The 19,383-nt window shown below is 69.4% G+C and carries 21 protein-coding genes, 2 pseudogenes and 1 riboswitch; of the genes and pseudogenes, 7 read left to right on the top strand and 16 right to left on the bottom strand.

The features are described 5' to 3' along the window. Positions 1–142 precede the first annotated feature (142 nt). Together GEV07_14620 and GEV07_14615 are read right to left on the bottom strand one after the other, a co-directional pair. The gene (locus tag GEV07_14620; protein MQA03894.1) at positions 143–904 is read right to left on the bottom strand and encodes a hypothetical protein; all 762 of its coding nucleotides are present in this window, start codon (positions 902–904) and stop codon (positions 143–145) included. A 17-nt stretch (positions 905–921) separates the two neighbouring features. After that, positions 922–1,143, bottom strand: a complete 222-nt coding sequence (locus tag GEV07_14615) for a CbtB-domain containing protein (protein MQA03893.1) — start codon at positions 1,141–1,143, stop codon at positions 922–924. Between the two features lie 33 nt (positions 1,144–1,176). After that, positions 1,177–1,317, bottom strand: a riboswitch (cobalamin riboswitch). Between the two features lie 76 nt (positions 1,318–1,393). Here GEV07_14615 and GEV07_14610 point away from each other — a divergent pair. Further along, complete coding sequence (locus GEV07_14610) at positions 1,394–1,957, top strand: histidine phosphatase family protein (protein ID MQA03892.1); 564 nt, start codon at positions 1,394–1,396, stop codon at positions 1,955–1,957. Positions 1,958–2,047: 90 nt separating this feature from the next. On the opposite strand, the gene GEV07_14605 is transcribed toward GEV07_14610, so the two are convergent. The 3 genes and pseudogenes from GEV07_14605 to GEV07_14595 all read right to left on the bottom strand — a co-directional run bounded on the left by GEV07_14605 (position 2,048) and on the right by GEV07_14595 (position 4,692). Then, the gene (locus tag GEV07_14605; GenBank protein MQA03891.1) at positions 2,048–2,272 is read right to left on the bottom strand and encodes a DUF4229 domain-containing protein; all 225 of its coding nucleotides are present in this window, start codon (positions 2,270–2,272) and stop codon (positions 2,048–2,050) included. Between the two features lie 130 nt (positions 2,273–2,402). Beyond that, positions 2,403–4,330 (bottom strand): annotated as a pseudogene (gene cadA, locus GEV07_14600) (cadmium-translocating P-type ATPase). Continuing rightward, the gene (locus GEV07_14595; protein MQA03890.1) at positions 4,327–4,692 is read right to left on the bottom strand and encodes a metalloregulator ArsR/SmtB family transcription factor; all 366 of its coding nucleotides are present in this window, start codon (positions 4,690–4,692) and stop codon (positions 4,327–4,329) included. Before GEV07_14595 ends, cadA begins: the two are co-directional and overlap by 4 nt. A 323-nt stretch (positions 4,693–5,015) precedes the next feature. On the opposite strand from GEV07_14595, the gene GEV07_14590 reads away from it, so the two are divergent. Further along, entirely contained in the window at positions 5,016–5,261 is a 246-nt protein-coding gene (locus GEV07_14590; protein MQA03889.1) for a hypothetical protein, read from the top strand. Positions 5,262–5,882: 621 nt separating this feature from the next. Here GEV07_14590 and GEV07_14585 read toward each other — a convergent pair. Next, a pseudogene (locus tag GEV07_14585) lies at positions 5,883–8,021 on the bottom strand (heavy metal translocating P-type ATPase). Positions 8,022–8,206: 185 nt separating this feature from the next. On the opposite strand from GEV07_14585, the gene GEV07_14580 reads away from it, so the two are divergent. The 3 genes from GEV07_14580 to GEV07_14570 all read left to right on the top strand — a co-directional run bounded on the left by GEV07_14580 (position 8,207) and on the right by GEV07_14570 (position 9,886). Beyond that, entirely contained in the window at positions 8,207–8,398 is a 192-nt protein-coding gene (locus tag GEV07_14580; GenBank protein ID MQA03888.1) for a hypothetical protein, read from the top strand. A gap of 88 nt (positions 8,399–8,486) precedes the next feature. Further along, complete coding sequence (locus tag GEV07_14575; protein ID MQA03887.1) at positions 8,487–9,635, top strand: hypothetical protein; 1,149 nt, start codon at positions 8,487–8,489, stop codon at positions 9,633–9,635. 29 nt (positions 9,636–9,664) lie between these two features. Next, positions 9,665–9,886 carry a heavy metal transporter gene (locus GEV07_14570; GenBank protein ID MQA03886.1) on the top strand — a complete coding sequence of 74 codons (222 nt, stop codon included), beginning with the start codon at positions 9,665–9,667 and terminating at the stop codon, positions 9,884–9,886. A 507-nt stretch (positions 9,887–10,393) separates the two neighbouring features. Here the strand turns inward: GEV07_14570 and GEV07_14565 are convergent. Continuing rightward, positions 10,394–10,645, bottom strand: coding sequence for an SHOCT domain-containing protein (locus tag GEV07_14565; GenBank protein MQA03885.1), 252 nt, complete (start codon positions 10,643–10,645; stop codon positions 10,394–10,396). Positions 10,646–10,717: 72 nt separating this feature from the next. Further along, positions 10,718–11,977 carry a diacylglyceryl transferase gene (locus GEV07_14560; GenBank protein MQA03884.1) on the bottom strand — a complete coding sequence of 420 codons (1,260 nt, stop codon included), beginning with the start codon at positions 11,975–11,977 and terminating at the stop codon, positions 10,718–10,720. A 222-nt stretch (positions 11,978–12,199) separates the two neighbouring features. Between GEV07_14560 and GEV07_14555 the strand changes: the two genes are divergently transcribed. Together GEV07_14555 and GEV07_14550 are read left to right on the top strand one after the other, a co-directional pair. Then, positions 12,200–12,793 carry a redoxin domain-containing protein gene (locus GEV07_14555; GenBank protein ID MQA03883.1) on the top strand — a complete coding sequence of 198 codons (594 nt, stop codon included), beginning with the start codon at positions 12,200–12,202 and terminating at the stop codon, positions 12,791–12,793. Next, positions 12,790–13,620 (top strand): cytochrome c biogenesis protein CcdA, encoded by an 831-nt coding sequence (locus GEV07_14550; protein MQA03882.1) that lies wholly within the window; start codon positions 12,790–12,792, stop codon positions 13,618–13,620. Before GEV07_14555 ends, GEV07_14550 begins: the two co-directional genes overlap by 4 nt. A gap of 15 nt (positions 13,621–13,635) precedes the next feature. On the opposite strand, the gene ccsB is transcribed toward GEV07_14550, so the two are convergent. From ccsB to GEV07_14510, 8 genes are read right to left on the bottom strand one after another with little or no spacing between them, the layout of a single operon-like run. Continuing rightward, positions 13,636–14,625 (bottom strand): c-type cytochrome biogenesis protein CcsB, encoded by a 990-nt coding sequence (gene ccsB, locus GEV07_14545; GenBank protein MQA03881.1) that lies wholly within the window; start codon positions 14,623–14,625, stop codon positions 13,636–13,638. Next, entirely contained in the window at positions 14,622–16,289 is a 1,668-nt protein-coding gene (locus tag GEV07_14540; protein MQA03880.1) for a cytochrome c biogenesis protein ResB, read from the bottom strand. Before GEV07_14540 ends, ccsB begins: the two co-directional genes overlap by 4 nt. Further along, on the bottom strand, positions 16,282–16,911 hold the full coding sequence (locus GEV07_14535; protein ID MQA03879.1) for a redoxin domain-containing protein: 630 nt from the start codon (positions 16,909–16,911) through the stop codon (positions 16,282–16,284). Before GEV07_14535 ends, GEV07_14540 begins: the two co-directional genes overlap by 8 nt. 24 nt (positions 16,912–16,935) lie before the next feature. Continuing rightward, positions 16,936–17,175, bottom strand: coding sequence for a hypothetical protein (locus GEV07_14530; GenBank protein ID MQA03878.1), 240 nt, complete (start codon positions 17,173–17,175; stop codon positions 16,936–16,938). Next, complete coding sequence (locus GEV07_14525; protein ID MQA03877.1) at positions 17,172–17,387, bottom strand: hypothetical protein; 216 nt, start codon at positions 17,385–17,387, stop codon at positions 17,172–17,174. The genes GEV07_14530 and GEV07_14525 overlap by 4 nt, the downstream gene beginning before the upstream one ends. A gap of 25 nt (positions 17,388–17,412) precedes the next feature. Continuing rightward, positions 17,413–17,697, bottom strand: a complete 285-nt coding sequence (locus GEV07_14520) for a thioredoxin family protein (protein ID MQA03876.1) — start codon at positions 17,695–17,697, stop codon at positions 17,413–17,415. Further along, positions 17,694–18,410, bottom strand: coding sequence for a redoxin domain-containing protein (locus tag GEV07_14515; GenBank protein ID MQA03875.1), 717 nt, complete (start codon positions 18,408–18,410; stop codon positions 17,694–17,696). The genes GEV07_14520 and GEV07_14515 overlap by 4 nt, the downstream gene beginning before the upstream one ends. After that, positions 18,400–19,332 carry a cytochrome c biogenesis protein CcdA gene (locus tag GEV07_14510; GenBank protein MQA03874.1) on the bottom strand — a complete coding sequence of 311 codons (933 nt, stop codon included), beginning with the start codon at positions 19,330–19,332 and terminating at the stop codon, positions 18,400–18,402. Before GEV07_14510 ends, GEV07_14515 begins: the two co-directional genes overlap by 11 nt. Between the last annotated feature and the right edge of the window lie 51 nt (positions 19,333–19,383).

The following is a 19,383-nucleotide window of genomic DNA, read 5'->3' as shown; positions in this document are numbered from 1 at the left end:
CTCGCCGAGATCGAGGGCACCCTGCCGTCGCCCGCACGGCCGGCGAGCTGAACTGCTGCTTCGGCCGCCGCAGCAGGGCGGCCCGGGAGCGGCCCAGATCCCGACAGGGAATAGGTGACAGCCGCTGCCGGGCGGGGTTGCGTCAGGCGGTCGGGCGTGTTGCCGCGGCCGTGGCCGCTTGTGCTGGGCGTGCAGTGCGCGGCTCGAGGACGTGTTCGGCGAGTAAACCGTAGATCACGCCGAACGATGCCCACAGCAGGGCTTGGATGCCCAGTGAGGCGAGCCGGAATTGCCATAGCGCGGTAGCCGGGAAGTCCCCGGGCGTCTCGTTGACGGTCGGCAGGAAGACCATCACCACCGCGATAACCACGATGCAGGCGCTCGCTGCGGCGATGGCGGCATTCCAGGTGCCGAGCCGCCGGGCCAGGCGTCGGCCTACGATCACTGCGGCGACCACCGCCAGCACGGCCAGCGCGACCATCCCGAAGTACAGCGTGGTGCGGGTGCCGATGGTGTCGGGGGCACTGGAGCCCGGCGGGTTGGCAGGGTACTTCAGGAACGGCACCAGGTAGACGGTGACGAACGCGGCAGCGGCGATGAGCATGGCGGTAGCTCGCGCGCCGAGTCGCCCGAGGCGCCCCAGGGCGACGCAGAACGTCAGTGCTGCGAGTCCGCCCATGGCGGTGCCAAAGACCAGGACTGCGGTGGCGAGGCCCGCGGTCGACTGGAGGCCGCGGCTGACCAGGTCCATGCCGTGCTCCGTGGTGTGAGCGTCCTCGTAGGCGAGGCCCGCTTCTACGCCGGGCTCACCGATGAGGTACGCAAGGCCGAAGGCCAGCAGCCCTGCGGCAGCCCCCGCGAGCATGCCGTGGACGAGCAGGATGCGAACAGTTGCAGAGTTCATGCGGCTGTCCACGCGTATCAGTGGCAGGGGAAGCCGAGCAGGTGTCGGCCGTCATGGAGCCATTCGTGGACGCCCTCGCCGGACAGCATCGAGGTGGCGCCCTGCTCCGCGCCGACGAAGTACAGCAGGATCACCAGCAATAGGCCGAAGAGCGCGGCCCAGGGCAAGATCGCCCGGAACGGCAACTTGGGCGCGGCGGGGTTCGGGTGTGTGGCGGTGACAGTGGCGGACTGCGCCATGGCGGCCTCCTTCGGGAACACGCGTCCCGTCTCGGTGGAGCACGCGACGACGGCACGTGGGTCTGACTCACCGCCAGCACCCCAGTAGCGGGGGGATGCCGACCGGCTCACAGTGGCGCGACCGTGCCGGATTTTCACCGGACTTCCAGACGCACCGTCGTCCTAACGGACACGACAGTACCGGTTGCCGCCGCCGCCGGCAAAGATCCTTCGCTCACGTTGTGCCGGGGACGCGGATAGCCTCCAGGTCATGACCATCCGGCTGACTCTGGTTACTCCCGCACCCGGACGGTCCCTGCGCCAGGCGCGCATCGACGACGACCGGCCACTGGACGAGGATGGTCGGCGCCGCGCGCATGAGGCGGGATCCGGACTCCCGCGGGCCGGCCGCTACCTCACCGCGCCCTCGCGCCGGTGTCGGGAGACTGCCGTCGCGGTCGGCGTAGACGCCTGCGTCGAGGAGGAGCTGCGCGACATCGACCTCGGAGCCTGGCGTGGTCGCACGTTGGAGGAACTGGCAGCGACCGACCCAGATGCATTGGCCGCCTGGACGACTGATCCGTCCGCTGCTTCGCATGGCGGTGAGTCCGTCCTCCGGTTCTGCCGCCGTATCGCCGCCTGGCTGGATCACTTGCCCGACGACACCAGCGGCGCTCTGGCGATCGTCGCCATCACCGAACCCGCGACTGCGCGTGCCGCCGTCGTGCATGCCCTCGGCGCACCTCCGCAGGGGTTCTGGCGCATCGACATCCCCCCGCTGGCGTCCGTCCGCCTCACCGGCCGGGCGGGCCGCTGGAACCTCCGCCTGGGCTAACGGAGTTGTCACAGAAAGTCACCAGGGCCTCGCTTCGCGCCGACACCAGCGCGTCGCACTTCGAGCGCTGGCCGAACGGCGGCGGCGCGGTCAACCCCTATCCCTTCGTGCGCCCTCTCTGCGGGTAGGAACCGGCCTGGAACCGAGGCGGTGGTGCACCTTGGTCCATCGATCGACGACAGCAGCCGACACGCGGGGACGAAGGCGCTTCAGCACCAGGTACCCGAGCACGCTGCTGGCCAGGAAGGCGAGCAGCACGCCCAGCAGGTCCCGTACGCCGAACAGCCACAGGACACCCCAGCAGGCGAGGAACAAACAGTACGAACCGAGCGGCGACGTACGGAAGGAACGTGCGCATCCTGGTCAAAGGTTACGTGCGACTCATCGGTGCCGGACCTGACCCCCATCAACTATCAGCGAACCGGTGCCGCGAATGCCGCCGTCGTCATGGGCGCGCAGCGGTAGCCGCGAGTTCCCGGTTGCTGCTCTTTGTGGGGACGACAGGCAATCGTGGAGCGCGGCCAGCACGCACGCCGTTGGCGATGACGACGACCTCGGCGACCTCGTGCACCGCGACGACCGCGGCCAGGCCGAGGACGCCGAACAGCGCAAGTGGCATCAGGATCGTGATGATCGCAAGGGAGAGACCGACGTTCTGCAGCATGATCGCCCGGGAGCGGCGGGCGTGGTCGAGGACCTGGGGCAGGTGCCGGAGGTCCTCGCCCATCAGGGCGACATCGGCGGTCTCGATCGCCACGTCGGTGCCCATGGCACCCATCGCGATGCCGAGGTCTGCGGTCGCCAATGCGGGCGCGTCGTTGACGCCGTCGCCGACCATGGCGGTCGGGCTGATGCCGCGTAGCTCCGTGACGAGCCTGGATTTGTCCTCGGGCAGCAGTTCGGCGTGCACCGACTCGATCCCGGCCTCGGTCGCGAGCGCGGTCGCAGTCCGCCGGTTGTCGCCGGTGAGCATGGTGATCCGGTAGCCCTGGTCACGCAATGAGGTGATGACCTCGACGGCCTCCGGCCGCAGTTCGTCGCGGACGCCGACCACGCCTATCGGTCGTCCGTCCCGTTCGATCACCACAGCTGTGGCACCGGCGGTCTGCATCCGTTTCGCGGCACCGGCTAGCTCACCCGCGTCGATCCAGCCCGGCCGGCCGAGCCGAACGAGTTGACCGTCCATGCGACCGGTGAGGCCGGCACCGGCGACGGCCTCCACCGCGGTGCCGTACGGCGTGCGAGCGGATGCTCGCTGCGCGCCTCCAGGGCGGCGGCCACGCGGAGCACGTCGCCGCGGGTGACACCGGCACCGGTGGCGACGTCCACGACGGCGGGCTGGTTGCGCGTCAGCGTGCCCGTCTTGTCCAATGCGATCTGTCGAACTTGGCCCAGCGCCTCCAGCGCGGCGCCGCCCTTGACCAGCGCGCCGAGCCGGCTGGCGGCCCCGACTGCGGCGACGACGGTCACCGGTACGGCGATCGCGAGAGCGCACGGCGACGCGGCCACCAGCACCACGAGGGCTCGTTCGATCCAGGTCAACGGGTCGCCGAACAAGCTCCCAAGTCCCGCGATCAGCACGCCCGCGATCATGATGCCGGGAACCAGCGGCCTGGCGATCCGGTCCGCGAGCCGTTGGCTGGTTCCCTTGCGCGCCTGCTCTGCTTCGATGATCCGGACGATCCTGGCCAACGAGTTGTCCGCCGCGCCGGCGGTGACCTCGACCTCGAGTGCGCCAGATCCGTTGATAGCTCCGGCGAACACCGCATCGTCCTGGCCAACGGGTACCGACTCACCTGTGATCGCCGACACGTCCAGCGCGGTCCGCCCGGCCCGGACGACGCCGTCGGTGGCGAGCCGCTCACCGGGCTTCACCACCATGACGTCGCCGACGCGCAACTCGGCAAGTACCACCACGTGCTCGGTGCCGCCCCGCAGTACCGTGGCCTGCTCTGGCACCAGCGACAGCAACGCGCGCAGCCCGCGGCGGGTGCGGGCCAGCGAATACTCCTCCAACCCCTCGCTGATGGAGAACAGGAACGCCAACATGGCGGTCTCGCCGACCTCGCCGAGGAAGACGGCGCCCACAGTGGCGATCGTCATCAGCGTGCCGACGCCGATCTTGCCCCTCACCAGTCGCTCGAGAGTGCCGGGCACGAACGTCCACGCCCCAACCAGCAGCGCCACCGCCTTCAGGCCGAGCACCACCCACTGCGCACCGCTAGCCCAGCCGGTCACGTATCCGGCGAGCAGGATCACGCCGGACACCGCCGCGAAGCGCAGCTCGCTCACCTGCCACAACCGGTCGGGCTCGTGCGCATCGGCGCTCGGGTCGGCCGCGTTGCTCGGCTCGCCGCAGCAGGCGCCGCTCACCGTGCACGTCCCTTCACGTCGGTGGCCGGCATGCCGTAGACCGGGCACAGCGCCACCGCCTCGCCGGTGGCAGCGAGGAGTCGCTCAGCGGCGAGGAGCAGGTCGAGCAGCTCCGGCACCGCCAACGCGTAGAACACTTGCCGCCCCTCCGGCCGGCCGGCCACGAGTCCGCAATCGCGCAGGCAGGCCAGGTGCGTCGACACCGTCGACTGCGGCAGCCCCAACGCATCGGTGAGATCCACCACTCGAGCCTCTCCGTCCCCAAGCTGCCGCACGATCGACAGCCTCGTCGGATCCGCCAGCGAATGGAACAAGGACACAGCAGCGGTCAACCCGCCGTGCGCCTTACTTTTGATCGGCATTCTCTGATGATAGCGCGCCTGCTAGATGCTTTGTGATGAGGCTCGGTGGTTGCTCACTGCTTGGTCCCGGCGCCACGGTCACCGACGGTGAGGAGCGGCCGGCGGCAAATGGCCGGCCGGCGAACACGTGCGCGGCGAGTTCAGTGTCGGGTACAACGACTCGACCACGCCGCCAACCCCGATCATCGGTGGGACGCCATCTACCCGCTGGCGGTGACCGTCGAGAAGGCATGCAGATTCGACCTGTCTTGGATCGTGCCCACGGACCCCGGTGGCCCAAACACTCGAAGCTGGACGTCGAGGAACGCTACCGGGTGGTCCCGATGCCGCTGTCCGCCGCGACCAACCGGCTGTTTGTCGACCAGGTCGGGCAAGATCGCGTCGGTGGCGGGTTGAACAACACCGTGGTTGCCGACGTGGTCGCAGCGATTGCACAGGCCGCCTCGGGGCGAGAAGACGCGAACGGTATCGCTGTGGCCAGCCCAGCGCGCGAAGTCGACTGCGATCATCATCGACACGTCCTTCGCCCGGGTGAGCTGCTACTGGTCGTGCGCGGCGTCGGCGCCTAACGCGACCGTGCCGGTTACGGTCGCGTCGGCGCCGTCCTGATCTGCTGAGGTTTCGAGTTCGGGCTGTGCGTCGGTCCAGTCCTGACGGAGGGTGGTGATCGCGCGTTCGGTGTCGTTTAGGCGCTCAAGCAGCTGGCGCCGCAGGGCGCGTACCTGCTCACGCTGACGTTGGGCGTCGGCCAGGATCGCGGCGCTGCGCTGTCGGGCGGTGGCCTGGAGTTGGTCGGCGTGGCGTTCGGCGTCGGCGACCCGTTGGCCGGCGGTGTCGGCGTAGTGTTCAGCGGCGGCATGGAACTGGTAGGCCTGCCGGGTGACCGCGTCCGCGGCTTCCTGGGCGCGCACAAGGATGGTGGCGGCGGTCCTCTCGGCCCGGGCTCGGATGGCGTCTTGCTCGACGTCTCGGCGGGACAGTGCCTGTTCGAGGACGGTGATCCGGTCAAGGGCGGCGGCGTATGCGACCGCGACACGACGTGCGAATGCGTCGATGTCCGCTGGCCGGTAGCCGCGCCATTTGCGGCGGAAGGTCGCGCCGGAGATGTCGCTGGGTTGCAGGGTCATCCCGTCGGCGGTGCTGGTGGGTGCGGTCGGGGCGGCGGGCCGGTGCAGTCTTCGGTTGTCGCGGAAGCGAAGCAGTCGCAGGGAGTTGGTGACAACACTGACCGAGGAGAACCCCATCGCGGCGCCGGCCAGGATCGGGTTGAGCAGGCCGATTGCGGCCAGCGGGATCAGTGCGGTGTTGTAGGCGAACGCCCAGCCGAGGTTCTGCCAGATGGTGCGGTACGTTCGCCGTGAAAGCCGGATCGCGGTGGGCACGCCGGGCAGGTCGCCACGCATCAACGTCAGGTCGCTGGACTCGATCGCGACGTCGGTGCCGGTGCCGATCGCGATGCCCAGGTCGGCGGCGACCAGCGCTGGCGCGTCGTTGACGCCGTCGCCGACCATCGCGACTCGTTCGCCGCGGGCCTGCAGCAGGGCCACCTCGGACTGCTTGTCCGCAGGGAGTACCTCGGCCAGCACGGTGTCGATGCCGACCTCGGTGGCGATCGCGTCCGCGGTACGCGCGTTGTCGCCGGTGATCATCGCAACGCGCAGCCCCATGCGGTGCAGCTCGCCGACCACCGCGGCAGCATCCGGCTTCAGCCTGTCCGCCACTGCGACCACACCGCGGACGACGCCTTCCCAGCCCGCGAACACCGCCGTCCTGCCCTCGGCCTCCATCCGATCCGCCGCCCTGGCCAGCTCGTCCGAGAGTACGAGACCGGCCTCGGCGACGAGCTTACGGCGCCCCACCCACACAGGCTCCCCTTCGAGCCGGGCACGGACACCGTGTCCGGCCACGGACTCGAAATCGGTGACTGCAGGTAGCCGACCGAGTGTCTTGGTTGCGGTGGCGGCGATCGCCGCGCCGATCGGGTGTTCGCTGTCGGCCTCGACTGCCCCGGCTCGGCGCAGTAACTCGCCAGCTGTAGTTGTCGGGTCGACCGCTGTGTCGGTCACCGCCATCTGTCCGGTTGTCAGCGTGCCGGTCTTGTCGAAGATCACGGTCGTGATCGTGCGCGTACGCTCGAGTACCTCCACGCCCTTGATCAAGATGCCCAAGGCGGCGCCGCGGCCGGTGCCAACCATGATCGCGACCGGCGTAGCCAGTCCGAGTGCGCAAGGGCAAGCCACGATCAGGACCGCGACCGCGGCGATCAACCCAGCGGCCGGGTCGCTGGCCAGCAGCCACCAGAGCGCGAACGTGACCAGGGCGACCGCCAGGACGGTCGGGACGAAGATCGCCGAGATCTGGTCTGCCAGCCGTTGCGCCTGCCCCTTCCCGGATTGCGCGGCCTGGACCAGGGCGACGATCTGCGCGAGCGCGGTGTCGGCGCCGACCGCACTAGCGCGGACGGTAAGCACGCCGCTGGTGTTCATGCTCGCACCGGCAACCTGTTGCCCGACGGTCTTGTCGACCGGGACTGATTCGCCGGTCAGCATCGACTCGTCGACCGCGCTGGCTCCGTCGACGACCTCGCCGTCGGTGGGGACCTTCTCGCCCGGTCGTACTCGCATCAGATCCCCGACCCGGACCCGCTCGACTGGGACCATCACCTCCACGCCGTCACGGATCAGCCGGGCCTCCTTCGCCCCCAACTCCAGCAGCGCCCGGATCGCCCGGCCGGCCCGCCGCCGGGCGCGGACCTCGAAGTATCGGCCGAGCACCAGGAACGCGATCAACAACGCCGCGGTCTCGAAGTACAACTCCGACTGTCCGCGCGCCAGTTGAGCTACCGAGAACGCGTAGGCGGCCAGCGTGCCCAGCGCGATCAGAGTGTCCATGTTCGCGCCTAGCCGGCCAGCGCGGCGGGCCGCTTCCCGCAGGAACGGCCAACCCACGAAGAACTGCACCGGCGTCGCCAACGCCAACTGTGCCCACGGCGCCCACCGCGCGTCCATCATCTCCGGTGCGAAGGCGATACCCATCGTCGCCAGTCCCAGCGGCCACGCGACGAGGACCCGGCGCAGCCAGGACCGTTGCGCGGCCACCTCCTCGGCGTCCTCGTCCGTGAACCGGTCGGCGTCAGTGGTGTCCGGCTGGAGCGGCACCAGATCGTACCCGATCTTGGCCACCGCCGCCGAAAGAAGCTCCGGCTTCACTGCCTCGATACCCACAGTCAGCTGCGCTGTGCCGGTCGCGTAGTTGACCTCGGCCTCCAGCACCCCGGCCTGCTTTCCCAGCACCCGCTGCACTCGCGCCGCACACGACCCGCACGTCATGCCGCGCACCGCGAACGCCAGCGTGAGTCCGGGCTCGACCACTGTCTCCGACACCACTACTACCTCCTAAGACCCATAGGAGCTTAGTTGGTATGGTGTGCGTCGTTCAGCACCCCCCACCGAGCCCGACGAATGGAGGACCGGGTGATATCTAGTCGCGAGGGCATCGTCGCCGGCTTCGCGCCATGACCGGCCTAGCCGGTTGCGGGGGCGCAGGCGCGCCCGGCGCCAACGCGGCGACTATCGGCTCTGGCGCCGCGCAGGTGTTCACAGCCGACGATCGCACATTGAGCGGCATTCTGTCCGATGGCCCGCTGGACGGATCCGACCTCGGCGGTCTCCTGCTGCTCACCGGCCACCTCGCGCTGGCCGCATGAGGCGGACTGAATTCATCAACTGGCTGTATGCCACCGCCGGCCCGGTCAGGTCGGCATCTGACCCACGACCACGCCCACCCTCAGGAGAATGGTGAACCTCATCGCGGTCCTGGCCACCGGCCTGTTCGCCGGCGGCGTGTCGTGCGCCGCCGTCCAGGGCGGCCTCCTCGCTGGCCTCATCGCCCGCCAACGCGGTGACGACCCGCATACGCCAGCCGGCAATTACCGCAAACCCGGCCATCGGGCCGGCAAACCGAAAGCCCCGAGACCTGCCCGTACCAGCCGGACGTCCGGCGTCAAGAGCGACCGGCGCACTCGCGCGGTGCCGGCACCGAGACGGTGGACCGCGCGGCTGGCCGACGACATGGCCCCGATCGGCGGCTTTCTGGCCGGCAAGCTGCTTTCCCACACGATCCTCGGCGCGCTGCTGGGCACGATCGGAAGCGTCGTCCAGCTCTCGCCAACCGCGCGCGCCCTGCTTCAGCTGGCCGCCGGCGGGCTGGTCATTGCGTTTGGCTTGGCCCAGCTCGGCATACCCGGTTTCCGCCGGCTCGCCGTCCAGCCGCCGGCCGCGCTGGCCCGGTTCGTCCGCGGCCGCAGCCGCTCGGCCTCCGCGCTCGCTCCCGCCCTGTTAGGCCTGGCCACCGTCCTCATCCCGTGCGGGGTGACGCTGTCGGTGGAAGCGCTTGCGCTAGCCTCCGGATCCTGGTGGGCCGGCGCGGCGACCATGGCCGTCTTCGTCATCGGCACCAGCCCGCTGTTCGCCGCCCTCGGCTACCTGGCCCGTAAGGTCGTCACCGCCTGGCGCGGCCGGCTCGCCCTAGCGACCGGACTGCTCGTGGTCGGCCTCGGCGTGTATACCCTCAACGGCGGTCTCACGCTGCTCGACTCGCCACTGGCCGCGGCCAACCTGTCGCAAACCCTCGGTCTGGCCCCGTCGGCGGCGACCACGGAAACCGTCACCACCACCGCGGGCCGGCAAACCGTCACCGTCACCGCCACCTCGGACGCCTACAGCCCAGCCAATACCCAGGTCAAAGCCGGACTGTCCACCACTCTGGTCATCCGCGCCGAGGACGCCACCGGCTGCATCCGATCCTTCGTCATCCGCGACAAGCAATACATCTTGCCCGAAAACGGCGACACCCGCATCGAACTCGGCACACTGCGGCCCGGACGCCTCACCTACCGGTGCGGCATGGGCATGTACTCCGGCCAGCTCACCGTCGCTTCATAAGACATCTTGGCATGAAAGAAGTACACCGGATGGTCACGTACATGTTCACCGTCGAGGGCATGCACTGCGGTAGCTGCGGCATGCTCATCGACGAAACCCTCGAAGACCTCAACGGCGTCCTACGCGCCAGCACCAGCCTGCGCACCCGCCGCAGCATCGTCGAAGCTGACCCAGTCAAGTGTCAGCCCGAGGATGTGATCGCCGCGATCACTACCGCGGGCTACACCGCGCGCGAGGTGCCGGTGGCTTGACCACCGAGGTTGCCCACGGGGCAAACCGTATTCAGACGGTCCCGAGCCGAGGGCGGCGAATGCTCCGGCGCCGGTCATGGTGCGCGGCGATCCGGCGGTCTTCATCCTGATCTTGGTGGGTCCGATGTCTTGCTCAGAGCCGTTGTTGGTGAACGGAACCGAAGGGTTCGGCCGGTCGTTCGTGTTCGGCCCGTTCGTCGGAGCCGACCGCGGCAGCCACGTGCTCGACACGACCACCCCCGAACGCCCTGGTGGCTCGCGGTCCAGGGCGCGACCTGGCGCTGCCTCGAGGAGCCCAGCTCCTCGGTCGACAGGCCCCGCGCCAAGTACCCACAACACCCCGACAGCTGCACCGACAACACCGGCTTCCGCTGCGCAACCGACGACCCCAGGACAGGAAGCTGACCACCGCGATCTGGTCGGACCTGCGAAGTGCGTGATGAGTTGGCGCGGCGATCCGGCCCAGCGGCACTCGAGGTCACGCGGCCTGCCAGGTGAGCCGCACGCTCAGCGCTGTGACAGGCCCGACATGCGGTTGAGGTATTCGTCTTCGTCGATCTCGCCCGCCGCATAGCGGCGCCGGAGAACCTCCTCTGGGGACTCCACCGCACTCCGTTCACGACGTCCGGGCGGCAGCAATCGGGCGTCCGGGCGTCGCACGAGCGCCACGACACCAGCCACCGCCCCAGCGAGGAGGGCGAGGAGGAGGACCGCCCAGACGAGCATCCAGGCCCCCATTCCGGCCATCATCGAGCCCATGTCATCCATCCTTTCGGGCCTCCTGTCCAGAGATCACGACGTCTTCTTCGTATCCACGGGCGCTTCGCCGGCTCAGACCACGAGCGGGAGGAGGACCGCCGCGGTCAGGATGACGGCGGCGGTGATCGCGGTGAGGCGTGGGCCGATGAGCGTCTTGCGGCGTTCCGCGCGTAATCGCAGGACGCCCTGGCGGCCGAGGGTGTATGCGGCCAGGGCGGCGACGAAGATGCCACCGTTGGCCGGTCCGGCGACCAGGACTGTTGCGAGCGCCGCCGCCCCGAGCGCGGCTGCCAGGCCGGCTTCGAGCAGCTGAGTCGGGTAACGACGCGTACCGACTCGTTGATCCGACGACCAGATTCCCCACCGGGACGGCGTCGGTCGTCCGCAGCAGCAGCCACCGAACAGGCAGCCCACTCGTCCCAGTGCCATGCCGAGCAGCAACCCGGGAGCGGACGCGTCGAGAAATACCCCGAGCGGCGTGTGAGCAACCGGAACACTGGCGGCCAGTGCGAGCAACACACCGACGAGAAGGCCTTGGATGCACCACCCATTCATGCGGCGCGTGCGCCGCTGGAGGACGGCGTACCAGGTTTTCGCGCCGACGGCTCCGGCCGCGATCGCGATCAGGGAGATCGTGAACGCGTGGTCGACGCGGAGACTGTCGCGTGTGACGAGGAGGGCTTGGGTCGCCAGTGCGATGGCTATGCCGAGGACGGACAGCACGGCCCAGCCACCTGGGATCAGCCCGGGTACGCGCACGAACGGCCGCAGGCGTGTGCGCACCGGCGCGGCCGGCCCCGGGGACAGCGACCATGTCCGCCATGACCATGCCGCGGGATACAGCGGTCCAGTGATTGGACGTATGCTCGTGAGTTTCTGCGAGCGGCGGTGCTCGTGGCTCGGGTTCACCGCCTTGGCACGCACTGCCCATTCGCCCGGACTGACGCCGCTCACACGAGCCGTCACCGACACGGGGCCACTACCGGGGATGACCTCGACGGTCTCGTCGCGGGCGAACTGGTCTTCCGGCCGGGTGTTGTTTCCGCTGCCGATGCGGTGTCCGGTGAACCGGATTGTCACTCGATACGGTTTGGGTTGGGGAGCGGGGTCGAACCAGTACGTCGCGGCCACGATTTCCTGCGCCGCGCTGTCCAGGAAGGCACCGAAGCCCCGTGCGCTCGCGACACCACCAGGGTCACCGGAGGCAGCCGATCGGGAGGTGCTGGCACCGGACTCGGTTCTTGTCTGCGTCACTGCCTTCTCCCCCTCACCATGTCCGGGTGCGCGGCGGGCGGACCTGGCGTTCTGCGACTTGCTCTGCCGTGCTGACACGTTTCCTCCGACGGGGCATTCGAGTCCGGCGTCTCAGGCGGCTAGGCATATCCTGGTAGAGACTTACCACTATGATACTTAGTAGTTTAGGCTTTGTGGTTCTATGGTGGTTCGTGTGCAGGGAGAAACGGTGACCGCCTCTCGGCGTTGCGGGCGCGTTCGGTGAGCCCGCCTCGGTCCGCCCGTTGGCGGCTGGCGCTGGTGGCCGTGGTCGTCCTCGCGATGGCTGCGGTGGGGGTGGTGTGGGCCGTTGAGCGGGACTGGACGGGGAAGCCCGGCGACAGTGCAGTTCCTGACGTGTCCGAGTCCGATGTCGTGACGGGGGTCACCGTGTTCGAGGTGGGGAATCGACCGGTGGCGCCCGCCGTGGCCGGCGATACCCTTGATGGCGGCCGGCTGGCGCTGGCCGAGCTCCGCGGTCATGTGGTCGTGGTCAACGTGTGGGGGTCGTGGTGCGTGCCGTGCCAGGAGGAGGCGCCGCAGCTGGCTCGGGTGGCACGGGAGACCCACGATGACGGGGTGCGGTTCGTCGGCATCGACGTCAAAGACGATCGTGCCTCGGCGCGGGCGTTCGTCCGGCGGTTTGCCATCCCGTACCCGAGCATCGCCGACCCGGACGGTAAGGTTCTGCTGGCCTTCGACGGCATCATCCCGGTCAGCGCCGTGCCCAGCACGCTGGTGCTCGACCGGGACGGCCGGGTGGCGGCGCGGGTGGTGGGACAGATCACCTATCGGCAGCTTCGCGGGCTGGTCGACGATGTCGCCGCCGAACGCGGTAGTCGTCCGTCCAGGCCTACGCGGAAAGGTGCCGGATGACCGTGGCAGGAGGGCCAGGTGACCTGGTCGCGTTCGGTCCGTTGCTGCTCGCGGTCCCGGTCGCGATCGCCGCCGGGCTGGTGTCGTTCCTCAGCCCCTGTTGCCTGCCGTTGGTGCCGGGTTACCTCGCCTACGTGACCGGCAGTGCGGGTGCGGAGGCTCACCGCGAGACGTCGACGCCGCCTGGCCAAGCAGGGTCGGTGGCGTCCCAGGCGACAACAACGCGCACCCGGATGCTTCGGCCGGGGCGGACGGTTGCCGGTACGGCCTTGTTCGTCCTCGGGTTCGCCGCGGTGTTCACCAGCTACGGTGCGGCGTTCGGCGCGATCGGAACGGTGCTGCTCGTGCATCAGGCCGCCGTCTACCGTGTGCTCGGCGTGCTGACCATCGCGTTGGGCCTGATGTTCGCTGGAGTCTTCGACCGGCTCCCGCTGGCCGGGCGGACGGTCCGGTTCGGTTACCGGCCCAGGCTGGGCGTCGCGGGTGCGCCGCTGCTCGGCGTGTTGTTCGGGGTGGGCTGGACGCCGTGTATCGGTCCGACGCTTGCCGCGGTGTTGATGCTGTCGACCAGCACCGGCGGCGCGGGTCGCGGTGCGGCGCTCTCGTTCGCCTACAGCCTCGGCCTCGGGATCCCGTTCCTGCTCGCCGCGGTGGGCGCGAACCGCGCCTTCGCCGTGTTCGCGGTCGTCCGCCGCCACGCCCGCGCCGTGATGCGGGCCGGCGGTCTTCTCCTTGTCGCGGTGGGTGTGTTGCTGGTCAGTGGGGTGTGGGCGGCGTTCATCGCCTGGATGCAGCCCTGGGTGGCGGGCTGGCAGCCGCCACTGTGAACCCAGCGCAGGTGGTCAGGCGTAGGAGTGGAAGCCGACGATCCAGATGTTGACGACGAAGTAGTTGACCAGGATCGCGGCGTAGGCGGCGAGTGCGATGATCGCGGCCCTGCGGCCGCGCCAGCCTGCAGTGACGCGTGCGTGCAGGTAGGCGGCGTAGCTGGTCCAGATGATGAATGACCAGGTCTCTTTGGGGTCCCAGCCCCAGTAACGGCCCCAGGCCGCCTCGGCCCAGATCGCGCCGGCGACGACGGCGAACGTCCAGATCGGGAAGGCGACGGCGATCATCCGGTAGGCGAGCTTGTCGAGCACGTCGGGGACGGGCAGTCGCCGGATGAGACCCGACGACCCGGTCGAGGCGCCGCGGGCGAGCCGCTTGTGGTAGCGCTCCGCGAGGAGGTAGAGCGTGGACAGGACCGTCCCCACGGTGAACAGGCCGATCGCCGCGATCGCGGCGGTGACATGGATCGCGATCCAGTACGAGTCCAGCGCCGGCACGACCGGCCCGGCGCTCTTGTACAGCAACGTGGCGTTGAGGGCGAGCCCGAGAACTACGACGGCGAGCAGGTAGAGGCCGAGGTACCGGACGCTGAGTCTGAGCAGCAGCACGAGGAACGCCGTGACAGCGGCGAGGCAGATCGCCGAGGTGAACTCGTACATGTTGCCCCACGGCCACCGGTCGGTAGCCAAGCCGCGCGTCACGATCTGGGCGAGGTGCGCCAGCCACGCGGCCACCGTGACGAGAACGGCTACCCAACCGATGAACGATCCCTGCCCACCAGGGGCGCCGTCGGCGCCAGCCGTCCCGTGCTCAGCCGAGGCGCCCATATCGGCCGGACCACTTACTGTGCCCGCCAGGACGGGTGTGGTCACCGGTCGGTGTTCGACGGGTCGGACCCGGGCGGTGAGCATCGCCATCGCGAATGCGAGCATCGCGAGCGAGTAGCCGACGATGGCCGCGTCCATCAGCAGGTCGGACAGGTTGCCGTACTCGTTCGGCGTCATGTGTCAGCTCCCTCGTCTGTGGTCGCGTCCCGGGGTGGCAGCTCTGCGCGCAGCGCGTCGACCAGGTCGGTGAACTCGGCGGCGAAGCCCCCGGCACCCTCGCTGCGAGTCAGGCCACCGACTTCGACGACGCTGCCGCCCGCCTCGTTGGCGGTCGCCCGTACCCAGACCCGGCGGCGCCGGATGAACAGCGACAGCAGCAACGCGCCGATCGCGACGCTCGTGCTGGCCAGCGCGAGGCCCTTGCCCGGGTCGTGGTTGACCTGCAGCGCCGCGTACTCCTTCAGGCCAGTGAACTCGACACTGCCGCGGCCGCCGGGCAACTTCGCGGTCTGTCCGGGCCGCATGAGTTGGCTGCGCTGCGGCAGCCGCACCTGGGTCATGTTGCTGGTGTCGAGCGCGAAGATGGATTGTGGTGTGCCGTCGTCGATGCCGAGGTCGCCCTCGTAGGCGATCATCAGCACGACCGGGTCCAGCGGCGCGGGGAACGCCGAGGTCGGCCCCTGCTTGGTCACCGTGAACGTCGGCAGGAAGAACATCTGAAGACCCAGCTGCGGGCTGGCGGAGACCGCCTTGACCACGCCCTCGGACACGAACGTCTGGTTGTCTTGCGGGACGAACGGCACCGCGCCGGTGAACACGACCCTGCCGTTGTCGTCGCGGACGGTGAACTGCGGGGAGTAGCCGTGGCCGAGCAGGTAGACCTTCGTGTCGTCGATCTCCAGTGGCGCGTTGACCCGCAGGTCGTACCGGCTGGCCGGGCCGTCCGGGCGCTCCCGGTACTTCACGTAGGCGTCGAACCGTTCCGGTGTGCCGCGGTCCTCGCCGCGGGCCACGTAGGACGCGCGGAACTTCTCCAGCGTCAGGGTGAACGGTGTCATCCTGTTGTCCTGGAAGAGCTTGCCCTTCTGCATGTCGTCGTAGGCGATGGTGGCGTTGGCGAACCCGTCGCCTTCGGTGACGAGCACGTTGCCGCGGTAACCGAACAGCGCGCCGACCGCGATCGCGACCAGCACCAGCAGCAACGCGAGGTGGAACAGCAGGTTGCCCGTCTCCCGCAGATAGCCCTTCTCCGCCGCGACCGACGGCCGCTCACCCACGCAGACATCGACGCGGAACCGCCGCGCCCGCAACACCGCCCGCGCGACGGCTGTCGCCTCGGCCGGCGTCGCGTCGGTCTCGACGCGGTCGGCGTGCGGCAGCCGGCCGAGGTTGCGCGGCGCCGCCGGCGGACGTGCCCGCATCTGCCGCAGATGCGCGCGACTGCGTGGCACGATGCACCCGACCAGCGAGACGAACAGCAACAGGTAGATCGCGGCGAACCACGGCGCGCTGAACACGTCGAACGCCGACAGCTTGTCGAGGACCGGCGCGAGGTCTGGGTGGTCGGCGAAGTACTGTGCGACCTGGCTCGGGCTGACCGTGCGCTGCGGGACGAGGGACCCGGGGATCGCGGCCAGCGCGAGCAGGAACAGCAGGACCAGCGCCGTGCGCATCGAGGTGAGTTGCCGCCAACCCCACCGCAGGGTGCCACCCAATCGACCACCACGGGGTCTGGTCGGTGGCGGCTCGGCTGGTGTCGTGCCCAGGTCGGCTCCTGGTTCGACCACCGAGTCCAGCGACGCCGTCGTCACCTGACCGCTGTCCGCCGCTCCCTCATTCATTGGCAACTTTCCGCACCACTCCGAGCAGGCTGGTGTAGTTCGTCTGGCCGATGATCCGCGCCGCCACCCGTCCTTTTCGGTCGATGACGATGGTGCTCGGTACGGCGGCGGGTGGCAGCTGGCCGCGGAAGGCGAGCGCCATCGCGCCGGGCTGGTCGTAGATGCTCGGGTAGGTGATCTTGAACTCGCGTTCGAAGAGCTTGGCGTTGGTGCGGTTGTCCTTGAAGTTGACGCCGACGAACTGCACACCGTCGGCCTTCGTCTTCGCATAGACCGCCTGCAGTGCCGGTGCCTCGGCGCGACACGGCGGACACCACGACGCCCACCAGTTCACGACGCCGACCTTGCCGCGAAAGTCCGCGGTGCTGAGCCGGTCGCCGTCCAACGTCTCGCCGCGCAGCACCGGCGCCTGCTGGCGCTGTCCCCGCGAGACGGCATCAACGCGGCCGGTGCCGGCGATGTAGCGCTGGTTCTCGCCGTCCGAGGCGGTCGCTCCACCCGCGCTGGCACACCCCGTGGTAGCGAGGAGCACACTGACCAGTGCGATGACGAGCGTGCGCGGTCGTCCGGGAATCGTCGACCGCCTGAGGGTGGTGACACGAGTTCGCGCGATCCGGGGCATTACGGGGATCAGGGTCAGGGAGCGTCAGTCGGCGTGCTCGCCTGGCCGCGAACCGCGCGGCTGGTCAACCGTCGCGTCACCCGTCAGCTCCGCGCGCAGGCGAGCTACCTCCTGGCGCAGCTCGAGGAGCTCCCGTTGCTTGGCGCTTGCCTGTGTCGACGGGCCGGCCATGCCGCATTCACCGCGGCGCATCGGGCGGATGCAGAACAGATAGGTGGCCGCCGCTGCGGCGACCAGGAGTAGCGCGCCGAACCAGATGCTCACTGTCGGTCACCCTCTCGGCGTTGGGCCTCGGCGTGGGCGGCCCGGAGTTGGTCGACCTCTGCCCGCAGCCGGGTGAGCTCGGCGTCGCTCACCGCGTCCGGGTTCTTGTCGCCCTCGGGGGGTTTGCCCTTTCCGCGCATCATCATGAACATCATCGCCCCCATGCCGATGGGGCAGGCGAGGACGGCAAGGGTCACCAGGGCCTCGGACACGACGGTCTCCCTTCACTCGTTTCTACTAAACATCATAGTTGATGATTGTGTCACCGGTGTCGGTGCGGTGGCGCAAGGCTTTGCGGAGGGCTCGCTCCGATAGCCGTCCGTAGCCGAACGGTTCGCCGTCGAGCAGCAACCCTGGCGGGAACAGCACGCCGGCCGCCAGCGCGATCCGGCGGCCGGGATTGGTGGCCATGTCGATCTCGGTGACCTTCAGGGTGAAGTCGCGGCCCAGTCGGGCGAGTACGGTCTTGGCGTGGTCGCACAGGGCGCAGTCGGCCTGGGTGAGCAGCGTGACCGCGGTCATGGCTGCCGCCGTCCGGCGCGTAGGTCGGCGAGCAGCGTGTTGACCTTGACGTACATCGTGTACTTGGGGGCGCCGCCGTAGTCGGCGCGCCACTGGATCGTCCCGTCCGGGTCGACTAGCACGAAGCTGTGTCCGTCGCGGCTGGTGCCCATCATCCCGTACTCGTTGGCGCTGTAGGCCTTGGAGACCGCCAGATCGGGGTCGGACAGCACCGGGGTGGCCAGGCCCATGTCCGTGACCTTGCGGGTGATCAGGTCGACCGGATCGGTAGTGATCGAGACGACCGCGTCGACACCGGCCGCCCGCACATCCTTGGCCCGCTTCTCCAGGTCGGTGATCTGGTCCCAGCACGGCTGGCAGGTCAAACCCTCCTGGAAGTACAACAGCACGGTCTTACCGCGGAAGTCCGCCAGGCTGACCCGCTTGCCCGTGGATGCGGCGAGGGTGAAGCCGGGTGCACGTTCGCCCGGCCCCGGCTCACCGACCTCGTAGGACACCTTCGCGCTCCGGCTGCCAGCGTCGGCGTCCGTGTCATTGCTGGCCCGGTAGATCCCGTACAGGCCACCAATGACCACCAGCACACCGGCGACGACCGCCGCCACGGTCACCCGCACACGGTTGCGCCGCCGCCGCCGCTGCTGCGCGGCCCGCAACGCTGCGGCGCGTTCACGACGCCGTTGGGCCTTGGTGGCGTTCTTGGTGCTACCGCTCATGCATGGACTCCTCCAGCGTCGATGTGGTGGTCACGGGGTCTGGGTCGGCCGCTGTAGCGTCATCGGCTTCGGGTGGCCGGGTACGGCGGAAAGCAGCCCGCACCAGCAACACCGCCGCGGCAAGCAGCACCAGCCCGAACACCCAGCCCGGGATCCATCCCAGGACCTCGGTGACCACCGCCGCGGCGTGCTGGAGGTCGGCGGCGAAGCGGACCCGCCACCCGGTGTTCGGCATCGACGGACCGGTGAACGCCAGCACCACCGTCAGCGCACCCATCACCACCAGCAGGCCGCCGGCCAGCGCGTGGCCGAGCGCCATCCGCCGCCGCAACGGCCCCAGTCGCATGGTGACCTGCCGGCCGTGCAGCCACCGGCTGGACGACCAGTCCCGGCGGTCCCACACCAACGCCAGCGCGGCCAGCGGTGCCACCATGCCCGCCACGTAGGTGAGACCGACCCCCAGCGCCGCGGCGAACGAGGCAGTCGCCCCCGACAACACCGCGACCCCGACCAGCACCGGCGCGCAGCAGGCGCTCGCCGCGCCGGAGAACACGCCCAGCGCATACGCAGAGCTGTAGCCCCGCCCGGCGGGTCGCGCGGACGGCATCGGCAGCCGCGGCCGCCACCCGAGCAGCATCGCCACACCCGCTGCCGCCATCACCACGCCACCGATGGAGAACACCAGCAGGTGATACCCGGTAAGCAACCTGCTGATCGCGCTCGCGCCCAGCCCGATGGGCACGATCACAGTTCCCACACCCGCCGCGAACACCAACGTCGCCGCGAGGACACCCCGCCGGCGACTGAACCCGGCTGCGAGATACGCCGGAACCATCACCGACACACAGCAGGGAGCGAGCAACGCCACCACGCCCCCGACGAAGGACGCCAGCAGCGTCGTGCCGAATACCACCTCGTGCATACAGACGACTCCTCAGCCAGGTGCCCAGCCAGTCGACTATCGAACTAAGGA

The organism is Streptosporangiales bacterium (assembly GCA_009379825.1).
In the GTDB taxonomy this organism is placed as follows: domain Bacteria; phylum Actinomycetota; class Actinomycetes; order Streptosporangiales; family WHST01; genus WHST01.
The sequence above is the reverse complement of the archived record's forward strand: the minus strand, read 5'-3'. Positions and strand labels throughout refer to the sequence as shown.

Bases quoted from the DNA above. Each gene is read 5' to 3' on its own strand.
- GEV07_14620 (MQA03894.1), bottom strand. From the start codon at position 904: ATGAACTCTGCAACTGTTCGCATCCTGCTCGTCCACGGCATGCTCGCG.
- GEV07_14615 (MQA03893.1), bottom strand. From the start codon at position 1,143: ATGGCGCAGTCCGCCACTGTCACCGCCACACACCCGAACCCCGCCGCG.
- GEV07_14610 (MQA03892.1), top strand. From the start codon at position 1,394: ATGACCATCCGGCTGACTCTGGTTACTCCCGCACCCGGACGGTCCCTG.
- GEV07_14595 (MQA03890.1), bottom strand. From the start codon at position 4,692: ATGCCGATCAAAAGTAAGGCGCACGGCGGGTTGACCGCTGCTGTGTCC.
- GEV07_14590 (MQA03889.1), top strand. From the start codon at position 5,016: ATGCCGCTGTCCGCCGCGACCAACCGGCTGTTTGTCGACCAGGTCGGG.
- GEV07_14580 (MQA03888.1), top strand. From the start codon at position 8,207: ATGACCGGCCTAGCCGGTTGCGGGGGCGCAGGCGCGCCCGGCGCCAAC.
- GEV07_14575 (MQA03887.1), top strand. From the start codon at position 8,487: ATGGTGAACCTCATCGCGGTCCTGGCCACCGGCCTGTTCGCCGGCGGC.
- GEV07_14570 (MQA03886.1), top strand. From the start codon at position 9,665: ATGGTCACGTACATGTTCACCGTCGAGGGCATGCACTGCGGTAGCTGC.
- GEV07_14565 (MQA03885.1), bottom strand. From the start codon at position 10,645: ATGGGCTCGATGATGGCCGGAATGGGGGCCTGGATGCTCGTCTGGGCG.
- GEV07_14555 (MQA03883.1), top strand. From the start codon at position 12,200: ATGGCTGCGGTGGGGGTGGTGTGGGCCGTTGAGCGGGACTGGACGGGG.
- GEV07_14550 (MQA03882.1), top strand. From the start codon at position 12,790: ATGACCGTGGCAGGAGGGCCAGGTGACCTGGTCGCGTTCGGTCCGTTG.
- ccsB (MQA03881.1), bottom strand. From the start codon at position 14,625: ATGACGCCGAACGAGTACGGCAACCTGTCCGACCTGCTGATGGACGCG.
- GEV07_14540 (MQA03880.1), bottom strand. From the start codon at position 16,289: ATGAATGAGGGAGCGGCGGACAGCGGTCAGGTGACGACGGCGTCGCTG.
- GEV07_14535 (MQA03879.1), bottom strand. From the start codon at position 16,911: ATGCCCCGGATCGCGCGAACTCGTGTCACCACCCTCAGGCGGTCGACG.
- GEV07_14520 (MQA03876.1), bottom strand. From the start codon at position 17,697: ATGACCGCGGTCACGCTGCTCACCCAGGCCGACTGCGCCCTGTGCGAC.
- GEV07_14515 (MQA03875.1), bottom strand. From the start codon at position 18,410: ATGAGCGGTAGCACCAAGAACGCCACCAAGGCCCAACGGCGTCGTGAA.
- GEV07_14510 (MQA03874.1), bottom strand. From the start codon at position 19,332: ATGCACGAGGTGGTATTCGGCACGACGCTGCTGGCGTCCTTCGTCGGG.